Genomic DNA, 14,552 nt, shown 5'->3' with positions numbered 1-14,552 from the left:
GCCTTCGGGGCGGAATATGGTGTATCCCTCAGGCGGCGTCGACCTTCGGGCGGCCGCGATTGAGGCTTTCGGACTCGGGCTCGGTCGGCGTCGACGTATCGCCCGCCGCCAGCGCTTCCAGAATGGCCTGACGCAGATTCTCAAGCTTGCGCTCGTTCTGAACCTTCAGGCCGAAAACGTCCTTGATATAGAAAACGTCGATGGCGCGGACGCCGTAGGTGCTGACATGGGCGGAGGCGATTTGCATGCCCTCGCCGGTAATGGCGGCCGTCACGTCATGCAGCAGGCCGGGCCGGTCACGGCCGTTCACCTCCACCACCGTATGGGTATTGGAGGCGTGATTATCGATGACGACGCGCGGCGGCACATGAATGGCCCGCATGCGCTGGCCCAGCAGCGCGTCGGACAGGCCGCGTATCTCATTCTCCATGCGCAGGCTGCCGGCCAGCGCCTGCTCGATCAGCACCGACAGACGCGCGAGGCGCTGGGGCGAGGCAAAAATGCCGCCATTGGCGTCCTGAATCCAGAAGGTATCCAGCGCCATGCCATTGGTCAGCGTATGGATACGCGCATCGACGATGGAGGCGCCGGCAATGGCCAGAGCGCCCGCGATCCGGCTGAACAGGCCGGCATGATCGGCCGCATAGACAGTGACTTCCGTCACCGCCCGGTTGTGCAGAACCTCATGCTGGACGCTGAGCGGCGCATTCCGATGGCTGGCGTCCCGAATGACGCGGCCGTGACGCTCATGCGTCGCCGGATCGAAGCTGAGCCAATAGGCCGGATAGCCGAGATCGAGGAAGGTCGCGATATCCTCGGCCGTCCAGTCGCTGAGCCGTTCGGCGGCGGCTTCCTTGGCGCGAGCCACGCGCACGTCCCGTTCGGTCGTGGCCAGGCCGCCGGCCAGGACTTCCGCGACGCGGGTGTAAAGCTCGCGAAGCAGCGTCGCCTTCCAGCCGTTCCAGACTTTCGGCGAGACCGCGCGCATGTCGGCGACCGTCAGAACCAGTAGCAGCTTGAGGCGTTCCGGCGACTGCACCGTATCGACAAGATCGAGAATGGTTTTGGGATCGTCGATATCGCGCTTGAAGGCAGTCTGGCTGAGCAGCAGGTGATGCAGCACCAGCCAGGACACCATTTCGGTCTCTTCGGCCGACAGGCCCAGCATGGGGCAGATGGTGAGCGCTATTTCCGCGCCCAGCACCGAATGGTCGCCGCCCCGGCCCTTGGCGATATCGTGCAGCAGCACGGCGGTATAAAGCGCGCGGCGGGATTGCAGATGATCGACGAGGCTGGAAGCGACGGGGGCCGCTTCCGTCAATTCGCCCCGTTCCAGCGAGGCCACCACGCGCAGCGCCTCGATCGTATGCTCGTCGACCGTGAAGACATGATAGGTGTCGAACTGCATCTGGCCGACGATGCGCGCCCAGTCCGGCACCAGACGGCTGAGGATGCCGGTCTCGTTCATGAGCGTCAGCCAGCGGGCACCGTCAGACCGCCCGGTCTCGCCATCCTTGCCGCAGAGAAGGTCCAGGAAGATCGCCATGGCCTGCGGATCACGGCGCAATTGGATGGTGGTGCGCTCGTTGCGGATCATGGACCGCAGCGCCAGAGGATGAATGCGCAGATGGCGATCCCGCGCGAATTGCATGATCTTGAGCATGATGATCGGCGTATTGGCCGAGGCATCGATATCCGCGCAGAGCAACTGGCCGTCGGCCAGGATGATGCCGGCTTGCAGCAGGATCTTGTCGGTGGGCGCCACAACGGCCGGCGAGCCGCGGGCGACGCGGACAAGTTCCGGCTCCAGCACATGGGTCAGCCGCGCCACATCGCGCGCGGTGAGGAAATAATGGCGCATGAAGCGCTCCACCCCGTCCTGCACGCCATGCCGCGTATAGCCCATGCGGGCGCCGACGATAGGTTGCAGATCGAAGGTCAGGCGTTCCTCTGGCCGTCCCGCGACATAGTGAAGATGAAAGCGCACGGTCCAGAGAAAGTCCTGCGCACGGCGGAAGTGTCGCGCCTCCCGCAGCGTGAGCATTGGGCCGTAAGGGCCGTCGATCGACAGCAGGTCATCGACGTCGCGGATGTCATAGACGTAATTGGCGACCCAATGGAGATAGTGCAGGTCGCGCATCGCGCCCCGGCCTTCCTTCACATTGGGCTCGACCAGAAAGGGGCTGTCGCCGTAGCGGCGATGACGGGCGGCGCGTTCCGCCTGTTTGACGCGAATGAATTCGGCGGCGCCCAGTTCGACGCATTGCGCCCGGAAGCGGCGGCGAAACTCATCGAACAGCGGCTTTTCGCCGACCAGGCAGCGCGCATCCAGCAAGGTGGTGCGAACCGTGGCGTCGCTCCGCGCTTCCGTCAGGCATTCCTCGACCGACCGGGTCGCGTGCCCGACCTTGAGACCGAGATCCCAGAGGAAATAGAGCATGAACTCGACCGCCGCGAGCGTCTCCTCCGACGGATCGGCGTCCGTCAGAAACAGCAGATCGATATCGGAGAAGGGCGCCAGGAAGCCGCGACCATAGCCGCCGGTCGCCACCACCGTCATGCGATCCGGCGCATTGGGCCGGGCGACCGAGCCCGTATAATCCATCAGCGTGACGACGACCGCGTCCATATGCCCGGCCAGCGCGGCGGCAGCCGTCAGACCGGAGAGCTCGTCCCGCTCGAAAGCCTGCTGCAATAAATGCTGCGTCCGCGCCAGATGGCGCCGGAAGGCCGCAAGGGCCGCCTCACGCGAGATGCTGCCGTCCATCGCCGCGATCTCGGCCAGGGCGTCGGACAGGCTGGGGCTGGAAGCGATGGTGTCGGTGGTCATTGTCACGATGCTAGAGAATCCGCGGCTGAGGCACCAGAAGCCAAATCCTTGAGTCGAAACAGGTAATCCAGAGCCTGGCGGGCGGTCATCTGCTCGGGATCGATGTCGGCCAGAGCCTGACGCAGCCTGTCCGCTTCCGGCTCCTGGCCCAGTTCCGCACCAGGGGCGGCATCATGTTGCTGTTGCGCTGCCGCGAACAAGGGCAATTCGGCGGATTGCGTCAGCGGACCTGCTTTTTCGAGGCTGGCAAGCAGCGCGCCCGCGCGTTTGACGACCGGGGCCGGCACGCCCGCAAGGGCTGCCACATGCACGCCCCAGCTTCGCCCTGCCGCCCCTTTGGTGACTTCGTGCAGGAAAATGACGCTGCCCTTCCAATCCTTCACCCGCATGGTCGCAGGCTGCAATTGAGGCATTATGCCCGACAATCGGGCCAATTCATGAAAATGCGTGGCAAAGATCGCACGGCAGCGCACCGTATTGTGCAGGGCCTCTAAAACTGCCCAAGCAATGGCCAACCCATCCAATGTCGCGGTGCCGCGACCGATTTCATCGACCACGACCAGACTGCGCGGCCCACCCTGATGAAGAATGGCCGCAGTCTCGGTCATTTCAACCATGAAGGTCGACCGGCCACGGGCCAGATCGTCGGAGGCACCGACGCGGGAGAAAAGCCGGTCGACCAGCCCGATGGTGGCTGTCGCCGCCGGCACCGGCAGCCCCGCCTGCGCCAGAATGACGATCAGCGCGTTCTGCCGCAGGAAGGTGGACTTGCCCGCCATATTGGGGCCGGTCAGCAGCATCAGCCGCTGGCCGGGCGACAGCGAACAGTCATTGGGCACGAAAGGATCGCGCCCGGCGAGGGCGGCCTCGACCACGGGATGGCGTCCGGCCTCGATGGCGAAATCCTCGCCCTCGGTCATCTGCGGGCGGCACCAGCCCACCTGTTCAGCGAGGCGGGCCGCCCCCTGCAGAACATCGAGCAGCGCCAGCGCGGCAGCGCAGGCCGAAATCGCGTCGCGCGCCTGCATGACGGTCTTGACCAGACCGTCGAAGACGATCCGCTCCCGCGCACCGGCGCGCTCGGCCGCTGCCGCGATTTTCTGATCCAACTCGGAGAGTTCAGTGCTGGTGAAGCGCGCGCCGGAGGCGAGGCCCTGGCGCAGCACGAGTTCGGGGAAACCGCGCAGCTTTTCCGACACCGCCGCCGGCACCTCGATCACATAGCCCAGCTGGGCGTGATGCTTGATTTTGAGATTCGGCACGCCGTAGCGCTCGGCATAGTCCAGCTGAACGCGGGCCAGAATCTGCCGCTGCTCGTCGCGCAGGCTGCGTTCCTCATCCAACACCGCGTCGAAACCGGGCGCGATGGCGCGGCCGTCTTCCAGCCGCACCGGCACCGGATCGACGAAGGCGCCCGCGAGATAGGCGCCGAGGTCGGGCAGCGCGCCCAGCGCCTGCCGCGCCGATTGCAGGATCGGCGGCAATGCCTCCGGCAACTGGCTGGCCAGGCTGGCCGCAACCGTCAGTCCCTGCCCCACCGCCGCGACGTCGCGCGGGCCGGCCTGGCCGAGCGCCACGCGCGCCAATGCACGGGCGAGGTCTGGCGCGGCGCGCAGGCCAAGCCGCAACTCCTCCGTCAAAGCCGCATGGGAGAGCAGAAAATCCCAACCGTCCTGCCGGGCAAGGATGCCGCCGAGATCGGCCAGCGGCGCATGCAGCCAGGTGCCGAGCAAGCGGCTGCCGCCAGGCGTGCTGGTCCGCCGTATGGCGGCGAGCAGGGTATGTTGGCTGCGATCGCCGGCCCGCGTCTCGGTGATATCCAGGCTGACCCGGGTGGCCGCATCCATCGCCAGCACGCCGCGCTCGCCTTGCGGCGCGGGATGGGCCAGATGCGGTTGCCGGCCGGCCTGGGTGAGGCGCAGATAGTCCAGCGCCATGGCGGCGGCCATCGCTTCCAGATCGGTGAAATTGCCGAAGGCGTCCAGGCTCGCGACATGAAAGGCCTGAGCCAGCCGGGCGCGGGCATCTTCGGCGCGCGGGGGCGCGGGAGGCCAATCGACGCCACGCCGATCCTCCCAGGGACCGAGCGGAATCGCGGCATCGGCCAGAATTTCGGCCGGGGCCAGGCGCCCGAGCAGGGAAGCGAGATCGGCGCGCGACACCTGCGCCGTTTCGAACTGGCCGGTCGAGATATCGAGCCAGGCGGCACCGATGGCACCCTGGCTCCTGTCGCGGCCGCGCGGCTTCTCGGCCAATTCCACCAGAGCCAGCAGCAGATTGGGCTGCGCCGCTTCCAGCAGCGCGTCTTCCGTCAACGTGCCGGGGGTGATGACCCGCACAACTTCCCGCCGCAGCGGTGCCTTTCCGGCCCGCTTTTTGGGGTCTTCCATCTGCTCGGCGAGGGCGACGCGAAAGCCGCGCCGGATCAGCCGTGCCAGATAGGCATCCCGCGCGTGGACGGGCACACCGCACATGGGGATCGGCTGGCCGCCATGCTCACCGCGCGCCGTGAGCGCGATGTCGAGCGCCGCCGCCGCCGCCTGGGCGTCGGCGAAAAACAACTCGTAAAAGTCGCCCATCCGAAAAAAGAGCAGGGCATTGGGATGATCCGCCTTCATGGCGAACCATTGGGCCATCGAAGGGGTTGCGCCGGCGGCACTCGGTATCTGCATGGCTAACTCTGTAGCCATCACATTCGCAACGCGATAGAGGGCTGGCCATAATGGAGACTTGCCCGGGGCAATGACCGGGCGCCGACGCCCGGGATAAGGCGGGACAGGGACGGGATGGCTATCGCTGAAGAAACATAACCAACATCGCAGATGCAGCAATTCTTGCCGCAGTTTAGTCGCCACTTAGTATAATTTTGCTCTTTCAGGACAAAAATAAAAATCGGTAGCAAATGCCGTAAACTGGCGCGTTCGATTTCGCTAACGCATTACAAAACACTTGAAAAAGCCATACCGTTTTATAAAAAATGGTTCGGATTCGAAATGTTATATCAGCCGTCTTCATAAAAATATGTTAAACGAAGTTGACCGACGATATGCTTAGAAGTCACCTTACATAATCGACAATCTGTCCCCTTGCAGCTGAGGCGATAACGCAAAATGGGCGCGAGCTTTTGCGGCGGCACGCGAATACTGACCACGCGCGGAAGAGTGCGGGTCGAAAAACTTCGACTGACCGACCAAGTTTTAACACTACAGCACGGCATTCTGCCGATCCGCTGGATTGGCCAGCGCATCTACGGGCGGCATTTCGCCCGTCTCAGCCCGAACAGCATTCCCTTGAAGATTCAAGCGGATGCGATTGATGACGGCGTGCCCTCGCGCGATCTTTTTCTGTCGCCATTGCACAATCTCTTTATCGACGGCGTCCTTGTCCCCGCTGAGTCCCTGCTCAACGGCAGCACCATCACGCGCTGCGAGGATATGGACCCCATCGCCTACTACAACATTGAAATGCCCGTTCATGCCGTGGTCATGGCCGAGGACATGCCGGCCGAAAGCTATATCGACCGCGGCGACCGCGCGATGTTCATGACCTCGACCTCGTCCGGAACCTGGGACGACGTGCCGAGCCAGGGCTGGAAAACCTGCGCGCCGATCCTGCAATCCGGCCCCCTGGTGGACCGCATCCGGGCGCGTATCGCACTGCGCGCCGGTTTGACTGAGCCCAATATCATGGACCGCCCGCAGAGCGGCCCCTTGATGGGCAAGGTGGAATGGGTGGATCGCACCATTTTGTCAGGCTGGGCCTGGCTGCCTGATCATCCTGACGTGCCGGTTGTGCTCGAAGTCATGGACAAGGGCCATATCATCGCGGTCACGGTGTCGGATCAGTTCCGCAGCGATCTGCGGCGTGCCGGTATCGGCAACGGCCATCACGCTTTTCACGTCGAATTGTCGCGTCCGCTTGATCCGCGCGAAGCCCATGAATTGATCGTGCGACGCGCCGCTGATGGAAAAGCCCTCAATGGTTGCCCAATCAGCTTCTCCGCGATCACGCCGTCCAGCGCGTTGACCGATCTCGACATCGCCGCAATGATTGAGGAATCGGACTTGCCTGAAACTTTGCGCGTTCTGGAATGGCTGGAACGCCAGGTCGTGCAGCTGCATGCGCGCCTCGTCGCGATAGACCCCGCAAACTCGGTGACCGCGCCTGAGGCAGCGGCAGCCGGCGACAGCGCAGGTCCACGCCCCCGGCCGCGATTGAGCGTATCCAAACTCGCGCGCATGTAGGCTGTCCGAGGTCGCCACGGCGACCACTCTGGTTTATGCAACGAAGGCGCCGGGACAGGACCGGCAGGCATAGAGACAGGGTGAGACGATGGCAGGCATTCCGACTTTCGCGACCGGTCCCGGCTTTCTGGGCCGCAGCATTTCGGGCGTCGGGCCGACCTTCACCGTCGCCGGCATTCCGCTCGATATCGGCGTCACCAACCGGTCGGGCGCGCGCTCCGGCCCCGGTGCGATCCGCCAGGCCAGCCGCATGCTGGTGGACGGCGAACATCCGCATTTCTGGACCGACGTGAATGCCATGCCCATCGCCGACGCGGGCGAGTTCGAGATCGCGCTCGGCGACCTGCCCAAAAGCCTTTCGCTGATCGAAAAGCAGGCCACCGGTATTCCGCATCTTCTCGCCATGGGCGGTGAGCACGGCATCACCCTGCCGCTGTTGCGCGCCCTGCGGACGCGCATCGGCGAGCCGCTCAGCCTCATCCATTTCGACGCCCATGTTGATACCTGGGACGACAATTTCGGTCAGGTCTACGGCCATGGGTCGGTCTTCTTCCACGCCATTAATGAAGGGCTGGTCGATCCGACCCGGATGATCCAGATCGGCATCCGGTCCCCCGTGCAGCGCGATGTCTGGGATTGGACGGTCAGCCAGGGCGTTACCATCCTGTCCGCACAGGACGTGCATGAGATGGGTGTCGCGGCCGTCGCCAAACGCGCCATCGCCGTCGTCGGCTCCGACCGCCCGACCTATCTCACCTATGACGTCGATTGCCTGGACCCGGCCTTCGCCCCCGGCACCGGCACGCCGGAAATCGGCGGCCTGGCCAGCTGGCAGACCCAGGCCATCATCCGCCGCTTCACCGACCTCTCCTTCGTCGGCATGGATGTGGTGGAGGTTCTGCCCGCCCATGACGTGAGCGAAATCACCGCTCTCGCCGCTGCCACGGTGATGTGGGAATACCTCGCCCTGCTCGGCCGCCCTGAAGCCTGAGCCGGATCATGCGCAACCTGCTGACGGATATTCCCGGCCTCATCGTCGGTCATGCGACCGACCTCGCCCTTGGCTCGGGCGTGACGGCCATTCTCTTCGACGAGCCGGCCACGGCTTCCGTCAGCATCCTGGGCGGCGCGCCGGGCAGCCGGGATACGGCGCTGCTGGAGCCTGAGATGACGGCCGGCGGCGTGGATGGTTTCGCGCTGGGCGGCGGCTCCTGTTTCGGGCTGGACGCGGCCGGCGGCGTGCAGGCCTGGGCGCGGGAGCAAAAGCGCGGCGCCGTCTTCGGCGGCGTGCAGGTGCCTGTCATTCCCCAGGCGATTGTCTTCGACCTCACCAATGGCGGCGACAAGAACTGGGGCCGTTTCTCCCCCTATCGCGAGATGGGCTACGCGGCAGCCGAGGCCGCGACCGACGGCGCTTTCGCTCTCGGCACGGTGGGCGGCGGCACGGGCGCGACGACACCGCTGGTGAAAGGCGGGCTGGGTTCGGCGAGCATGGAAACACGCGCGGGCTACAAGGTCGCGGTCATCACCGTCGCCAATCCGGTCGGCAACCCGCTGGTGGGGCAAGGCCCGCATTTCTGGGCCGCTCCCTTCGAACAGGGCGGCGAGTTCGGCGGCTTGGGGTTCCCGTCCCACGCGCTCTCAGCCGAGGATCTGAAGCTGCGGGCGAAGGGCCTTCCCGATGATCCGAATCCGCCGACCGCGACGACGATCGGGCTGGTGGTGACGGATGCGCCACTGACCAAGGCACAGGCCAAGCGGCTGGCCATCGCGGCGCAGGACGGACTGGCACGGGCGGTGCACGGCGCGCATCTGCCCTTTGACGGCGATACGATGTTCTCGGCCGCCACCGGCAAGGGCGAGGCGGTCAGCCCTCAGGTGCTGACCGTGCTGTGCCATGCCGCGATGATGGTGACGGCGCGGTCGATCGCGCGCGGCGTGTTTGTGGCGACCGCCCTGCCCTATCCCGGCGCGCTGCCCGCATGGAAAAACCTGTTCGGTTAAATTTTGTCGTGCGCGTGCTTGTCACGCGCATTTACCCGCTGCGGCGCCAACACGCCGTCATGGCGCCCTGACGGGTAGATGCCCGGCATGAAGCCGGGCATGACTGCTGATTGTTTAGGTAGCTGACTGTTCAGGTAATCGCCTCGTATTCGGCGGCGAAGGCGATCAGCCGCGCCTCTTTCCACAGCCGGCCTACGAAGAGCAGGCCGAAACCGGCGCCGGACGGGTAAAGCCCCGCTGGCACGGTGATCGCCGGCAGGCCGGCGATATTGATTTCGGAAACCGCCGTTTCCAGAATCGGCTCGGGTGCGTGCAGCAGCGGCGGCTCCGCCTGGGTCTGCGGCATCACCATCGCGTCCAGCCGATGGGCGTTCATCACCTGCTTGAAGATCTGCAGATAGTGTTCCCGGATGCCGAGGAAGCGCGTAAGCGGCGGCGGGTCACGGTAATTCGCGACCAGATGGCGAAAATCCTCCAGCTCCCACAGATAGCCGAGCGGCCCGGCGGGGTCGAACGGATCGGCACCGGTGACGCGCCTCAGGCTGTCCAGCGAATTGATCGGGCTGTCCGGCCCGAAGGTCGCCAGGTAGCGGTCCAGGTCATAGACAACCGATTCCTCGCCGCGCGGATCGTAAGGCAGGGCGCTGACGAAATGGGCCAGATCGGCGAAGCCCGAGCCCGCGAAAGGATCTTCGATCAATTCAGCGCCCAGCGCCCGCAGCCCCTCGCAAGCGGTGCGGAACAGCGCTTCGCTGGCCGGGGACAGGTTCGCGTGGCGCCAGCCCGGCCCGTACAGGCCGAGGCGCTTGCCCTGTAGCGCCCCGGGGCGGATGGCGGCGGCATAGCCGCCCAGCGGACGGCGACCGATGCCGGCAACCGTTTTGGGGTCTTCCGGCGTATAGCCCGCCAAAACGTCCAGCGCGATGGCGGCACCGCGCACCGTCTGCGCCACCGGCCCGACTACATCGCGCGTGCTATTGGCCAGGGGCATGACGCCGGAATTGGGCACCAGGCCGAAGGTCGGCTTGATACCGACCAGCCCTTGCGCCGCCGCCGGATTCTGGATGGAGCCGCCGGTTTCCTCGGCCAGGCCGATGACGGCATAGCCGGCGGCGACACCGGTCGCCGAGCCCGCGCTGCTGCCACCCGGCGCGCGCTCGGGCGCGATGGCATTCAGCGTCGGACCGGCCCAGCTGTCATTGGCATTGGTGCCGCTCGCGCTCATGACCGGGACATTGGTCTTGCCCAGCAACAGGGCGCCGGCCGCGCGCATGCGCGCCACCACGGCACTGTCGCGCCGGGGAATAAGATCGACGCCGCCGGCGCGCGCCGACAGCTTGGACCAGCCGCCGGTGGTCGGCAGGCCCGCCATATCCATCGTATCCTTCACCAGAACGGGAATGCCGGCCAGCGGTCCCACCGCCTCGCCCGCCGCACGCCGGCGGTCGATAGCGCGCGCATCCTCCAGCACGTGCGGGTTGGGCGTGATGATAGCGTTGAGCGTGCCGTCCTCGGCCGCGATGCGGGCCAGCGACAGCTCGGCCACCGCTTCCGCCGTCACGTCGCCGCGCGCCAGGGCCGCGCCAAGCGTTCGGACTGTCCAGGGCGGGGTCATGCGCGTCTCCGTCGTCTTAAATCCATGGCGTCCCGCAATCCGTCACCCAGCATGTTCAGGCCCAAAACCGCGAGCGCGATGGCCAGACCGGGAAATAGCGTCAAAAACGGCGCTGTATAGATGTAGGTCTGCGCATCGTTCAGCATCCGCCCCCAGCTCGGCGCGGGGGGCTGCGCACCCAAACCGACGAAAGAAAGCCCGGCCTCGGCCAGAATCGCCAGTGACAGTTGAATGGTGATCTGTACGGTCAGCACGCTCAGGATATTCGGCAGGATGTGAACGCGGGTGACGGCGCCACGGCCGCGCCCCAGCGCACGGGCGGCGCGCGCATAATCCTGCACCCAGATGACCCCGGCGGCGGTGCGGGTGACCCGCGCCAGCACCGGTGCGGTGAAGACACCGATGGCGATCATCACCGTATAAGCCCCAGGACCGCGCAGCGCGGTGATCATCACCGCTGTCAGCAGCGCTGGAAAGGCGAAGGTGAGATCGGCGCCGCGCATGAGCAGTTCTTCCGTCCAGCCGCCGCGCGCGGCGGCCAGCAGCCCGGCCGGAATGCCCAGGACCGCGCCAAGACCGACAGCGGCGAGCGCCACGATGATGGAATTCTCGGCGCCCGCCATGATCATCGACAGCGTATCCCGCCCGAAAGCATCCGTGCCGAAAGGATGCGCCGCGGAGGGTGCGGCCAGACGATGCAGGATGTCGATGGCGGTCGGGCCATAGGGCGTCCAGACCAGCGCGACCAAGGCGGTGACGATGACGATCAGCGTCATGGCGCCGCCGATGAGAATGCGCAGATTCCTCATTGCAGCCCCTGCCCCAGATTTTGGGCCAGCCGGGGGTCGATGACGGCATTGAGCACATCGACCAGGAAATTGATGAGGATGACGAGGCCCGCGAACAGCAGCACGAGGTCCTGCACCAGGATGAGATCACGCTGGCCGATGGCCTGGAACAGCAGCGAGCCGAGGCCCGGCAGGGTGAAGACATTCTCGATGATGATGGTGCCGGCCAGCAGAAACGAAAATTGCAGGCCCATCAGCGTCGTGACGGGAATGAGCGCATTGGGCATGGCATGCCGCCACAGGATGGCGCCTTCGCGCAGGCCCTTGGCCCGCGCCGTACGCAGATAATCCCGCAGGCCCACATCCAGCACCGCGCCGCGCGTGACACGCGCCAGGATCGCCGCCTGCGGCACGGCGAGTGCCACCACCGGCAGCACCAGCGCCTTCAAGGCCGCGCCGGTGCCGTGCCACCAGCCGGGAAAGCCGCCAGCGGGAAACCAGGTGACATGGACGGCAAAGATCAGAATCAGCAGCAGCGCCAGCCAAAAATCGGGTACAGCGATGCCGATCTGAGTCACCGCCATGATGCTGCCGTCGACCGCGCCGCGCCGCGCCGCCGCCCAGGCACCGACCGGGATGGCGAGCAGGCTGGCCAGAAGCATCGCAAAGATGGCAAGCGGCACCGTGACCGCAATGCGCTGCAAGATCAGATTGGCGATTGAGCTGTCATAGGCGGTGCTGCGGCCGAGATGGCCGGTCAGCACGCCGCCGATCCAATGCAGGTAGCGCAGCCAGACCGGCAGATCGAGGCCGAGCTGATGCCGCAAGGCTTTCAGCGTATCGGCCTGCGCATCCGGCCCCAGAATCACCAGCGCCGGATCGCCCGGCAGAATCTGCAGGACGATGAAGATGATGATGGAGGCAAAGAACAGTGCGGCGACCAGCGTGGCGCAGCGCCGCAGCAGATAATGGGTCACGGCCCCCAATAGACCTCTGTCACGTCATCCGCCGGCATGGGATCGTTGGACCACATGCCTTTCAGCTTCGCATTCCAGATGCCGATCTTGGGCAGCGCGAAAAGGAAGATATTGGGTTCGTCGGCCGAGAGTTGACGCTGCAACTTCTCGACCAGCGCCGCTTGGGCGGCAGGGTCGGTCGCCGCGATATACTGCGCGTAGAGCGCCTTGTAGGTTGGGCTATCATAATTGAAATAGTAATGCGGCCGTGCATAGATATCGAGATCGCGGGATTCGACATGGGCGATGACCGTCGCGTCGAAATTGGACTGGCTGAAGACCTTGGACAGCCATTGCGCCCATTCGACCGATTCGAGTTTCACATTGATGCCGACCTGGGACAGATAAGCTGCCACCAACTGGCCGCTGCGCTGTGCATAGGATGGCGGCGGCATGGTGATGGTGAACGTCATGCCCGGCTTCACGCCGGCTTCCTGTAGCAACTGCTTCGCCTTGGCAGGGTCATAGGGATAGGCGTTGGCCAGATCGACGAAGTTCGGGTCGCTCGGCGTGTAATGAGAGCCAATGACGCGGCCATAGCCGGAATAGGCGGCTTGGACGATGGCATTGCGGTCGATGGCATAGGCCAGAGCCTGGCGAAACCGGATATCGCTGAACGGCTTGCGCGCATCGTTCAGCGCCAGAATGACCTTGCCTTCCGTCGTGCCGATATCGACCGTGAAGCGCGGATCATGCTGGAACTTCACCACCGTCTCGGGCGCCGGAAAATCCGGATAGGCGTCGAGCGCGCCGGAGAGCAAAGCGGCCGTCGCCGCTGCCGGGTCGGCAATCACGCGGAAGGTAACGGCGGCGAGTTTGGGCGCATTGCCCCAGTAATGCGGATTGCGGACCAGTTCGATGCGGTCGCCCGGCACCCAGCGGCTGAGCATGAAAGGCCCGGTGCCGACAGGCTGCGTTTTGTTGGTCGCCGCCGTCTTGGGAGCCACCATCACCGCGTCCCCCCAGGCCATATCGTAAAGGAAGGTCGAGATTGGCTGCTTGAGGGTGATGACGGCCTTCAGCGGGCTGGGGCAATCGACCTTGGCGATGGGCGCGAAAAGCTGCTTCTGCGCATTGATGCTGTCGGCAGCCATGGCCCGGCCATAGCTGAACTGAACGATGGAACAGTCGAAGGGCGTGCCGTCCGAAAAGGTGACGCCGCTTTGCAGGTCGAATGTATAGGTCAGGCCGTCCGGCGCGACCGTCCAAGCTTTGGCGAGGCTCGGCACCACCTGCCCTTCTGCGTCGATCTTTGTCAGGCCCTGGAAGATATTGTCATAGGTGACGTCGCGAATGGCACCCGCCGCCCCAGCGGTCGGGTCCAGGCCCGGCGGCTCCAGCGCGATGCCGAGCGTCAGGCTGTCGGGCGGGGCGGCCAAAGCCGGCAGCGCCGGCAAAAGTCCGACCATGGCGGCCGCGAACAGGATCGTCGGGCGCCGCATCATATTTGTCTTCAAGAGCCGCTCCTCGCCACGGGTGTTGCAGTGCAGAAGACCACCCCTGCCGCCCGATGCCAACAGGCGTGACGTCCGATCGCGATTTTTACGCCCGCCGACCTGTTCCACCTGCCGGAATGCCTTCATATTCGTTGCGGCATCATGCAGGATGATGGAGCACTGGCGGATACCCATGATGCGCGACACGCTGTCCCTGGCGTCACCCATCGTGCTTGGCCATATCGCGGCGGCCGTTCTGGCACTGCTGATCGGCACGCTGATCCTGCTGCGCCGCAAAGGCACCCTGTCGCACCAGGCCATGGGCTGGGTCTGGGTGGGACTGATGACGGCGGTCGCGGTACTCGCCATTCCCATTCGCACCTATCGCGGCCTGCCGAATATCGACGGCTTCACGCCCATCCATCTCTTCGTTGTGCTGGTGCTGGTAACCCTGCCGCGCGGGGTCTGGGCGATTTATCACGGCAATCGGCTGACCCACGGCAAGGCGATGCGGGGCCTCTTCTTCGGCGGCCTCGTCCTGGCAGGGCTGTTCACGCTTCTGCCGGACCGGCTGCTGGGCCATCTTCTATGGCATGACGTGCTTCATCTCATGTGAAGC

General features: G+C 65.2%; 10 protein-coding genes. 4 read left to right on the top strand and 6 right to left on the bottom strand.

Annotated features, from left to right (window positions below; translation table 11 throughout):
• Positions 1–28: 28 nt before the first annotated feature.
• Together ASILVAE211_RS02230 and mutS are read right to left on the bottom strand one after the other, a co-directional pair.
• Entirely contained in the window at positions 29–2,830 is a 2,802-nt protein-coding gene (locus tag ASILVAE211_RS02230; RefSeq protein ID WP_227320118.1) for a [protein-PII] uridylyltransferase, read from the bottom strand.
• A 2-nt stretch (positions 2,831–2,832) separates the two neighbouring features.
• The gene (gene mutS / locus ASILVAE211_RS02225; protein WP_227319642.1) at positions 2,833–5,502 is read right to left on the bottom strand and encodes a DNA mismatch repair protein MutS; all 2,670 of its coding nucleotides are present in this window, start codon (positions 5,500–5,502) and stop codon (positions 2,833–2,835) included.
• A gap of 438 nt (positions 5,503–5,940) precedes the next feature.
• On the opposite strand from mutS, the gene ASILVAE211_RS02220 reads away from it, so the two are divergent.
• The 3 genes from ASILVAE211_RS02220 (at position 5,941) to ASILVAE211_RS02210 (ending at position 9,078) form a co-directional block, all read left to right on the top strand.
• A complete protein-coding gene (locus tag ASILVAE211_RS02220) occupies positions 5,941–7,074 on the top strand; it encodes a Hint domain-containing protein (protein WP_227319641.1) in 1,134 nt (377 codons plus the stop codon).
• Positions 7,075–7,162: 88 nt separating this feature from the next.
• Positions 7,163–8,065 carry an agmatinase gene (gene speB, locus ASILVAE211_RS02215; RefSeq protein WP_227319640.1) on the top strand — a complete coding sequence of 301 codons (903 nt, stop codon included), beginning with the start codon at positions 7,163–7,165 and terminating at the stop codon, positions 8,063–8,065.
• Between the two features lie 8 nt (positions 8,066–8,073).
• Complete coding sequence (locus ASILVAE211_RS02210; protein ID WP_227319639.1) at positions 8,074–9,078, top strand: P1 family peptidase; 1,005 nt, start codon at positions 8,074–8,076, stop codon at positions 9,076–9,078.
• Between the two features lie 130 nt (positions 9,079–9,208).
• Here the strand turns inward: ASILVAE211_RS02210 and ASILVAE211_RS02205 are convergent, their stop codons facing one another.
• The 4 genes from ASILVAE211_RS02205 to ASILVAE211_RS02190 are packed head-to-tail and all read right to left on the bottom strand — an operon-like array spanning position 9,209 to position 14,161.
• Positions 9,209–10,693, bottom strand: coding sequence for an amidase (locus ASILVAE211_RS02205; RefSeq protein WP_227319638.1), 1,485 nt, complete (start codon positions 10,691–10,693; stop codon positions 9,209–9,211).
• On the bottom strand, positions 10,690–11,502 hold the full coding sequence (locus ASILVAE211_RS02200) for an ABC transporter permease (RefSeq protein WP_227319637.1): 813 nt from the start codon (positions 11,500–11,502) through the stop codon (positions 10,690–10,692). The genes ASILVAE211_RS02205 and ASILVAE211_RS02200 overlap by 4 nt, the downstream gene beginning before the upstream one ends.
• On the bottom strand, positions 11,499–12,458 hold the full coding sequence (locus ASILVAE211_RS02195) for an ABC transporter permease (protein WP_227319636.1): 960 nt from the start codon (positions 12,456–12,458) through the stop codon (positions 11,499–11,501). Before ASILVAE211_RS02195 ends, ASILVAE211_RS02200 begins: the two co-directional genes overlap by 4 nt.
• Complete coding sequence (locus ASILVAE211_RS02190) at positions 12,455–14,161, bottom strand: ABC transporter substrate-binding protein (protein WP_227319635.1); 1,707 nt, start codon at positions 14,159–14,161, stop codon at positions 12,455–12,457. Before ASILVAE211_RS02190 ends, ASILVAE211_RS02195 begins: the two co-directional genes overlap by 4 nt.
• On the opposite strand from ASILVAE211_RS02190, the gene ASILVAE211_RS02185 reads away from it, so the two are divergent.
• The gene (locus ASILVAE211_RS02185) at positions 14,130–14,549 is read left to right on the top strand and encodes a DUF2306 domain-containing protein (RefSeq protein WP_227319634.1); all 420 of its coding nucleotides are present in this window, start codon (positions 14,130–14,132) and stop codon (positions 14,547–14,549) included. The genes ASILVAE211_RS02190 and ASILVAE211_RS02185 overlap by 32 nt on opposite strands.
• Positions 14,550–14,552 lie beyond the last annotated feature (3 nt).

The sequence above is a fragment of the Acidisoma silvae genome (assembly GCF_020618775.1).
In the GTDB taxonomy this organism is placed as follows: Bacteria; Pseudomonadota; Alphaproteobacteria; order Acetobacterales; family Acetobacteraceae; genus Acidisoma; species Acidisoma silvae.
This window is presented reverse-complemented; position numbering and strand designations above follow the sequence as displayed.

What these genes read in the sequence shown, in the direction of transcription:
- ASILVAE211_RS02210 (WP_227319639.1), top strand. Translation starts at nt 8,074, where the DNA reads ATGCGCAACCTGCTGACGGATATTCCCGGCCTCATCGTCGGTCATGCG.
- speB (WP_227319640.1), top strand. Translation starts at nt 7,163, where the DNA reads ATGGCAGGCATTCCGACTTTCGCGACCGGTCCCGGCTTTCTGGGCCGC.
- ASILVAE211_RS02205 (WP_227319638.1), bottom strand. Translation starts at nt 10,693, where the DNA reads ATGACCCCGCCCTGGACAGTCCGAACGCTTGGCGCGGCCCTGGCGCGC.
- ASILVAE211_RS02185 (WP_227319634.1), top strand. Translation starts at nt 14,130, where the DNA reads ATGCGCGACACGCTGTCCCTGGCGTCACCCATCGTGCTTGGCCATATC.
- mutS (WP_227319642.1), bottom strand. Translation starts at nt 5,502, where the DNA reads ATGCAGATACCGAGTGCCGCCGGCGCAACCCCTTCGATGGCCCAATGG.
- ASILVAE211_RS02220 (WP_227319641.1), top strand. Translation starts at nt 5,941, where the DNA reads ATGGGCGCGAGCTTTTGCGGCGGCACGCGAATACTGACCACGCGCGGA.
- ASILVAE211_RS02230 (WP_227320118.1), bottom strand. Translation starts at nt 2,830, where the DNA reads ATGACCACCGACACCATCGCTTCCAGCCCCAGCCTGTCCGACGCCCTG.
- ASILVAE211_RS02200 (WP_227319637.1), bottom strand. Translation starts at nt 11,502, where the DNA reads ATGAGGAATCTGCGCATTCTCATCGGCGGCGCCATGACGCTGATCGTC.
- ASILVAE211_RS02190 (WP_227319635.1), bottom strand. Translation starts at nt 14,161, where the DNA reads ATGGGTGACGCCAGGGACAGCGTGTCGCGCATCATGGGTATCCGCCAG.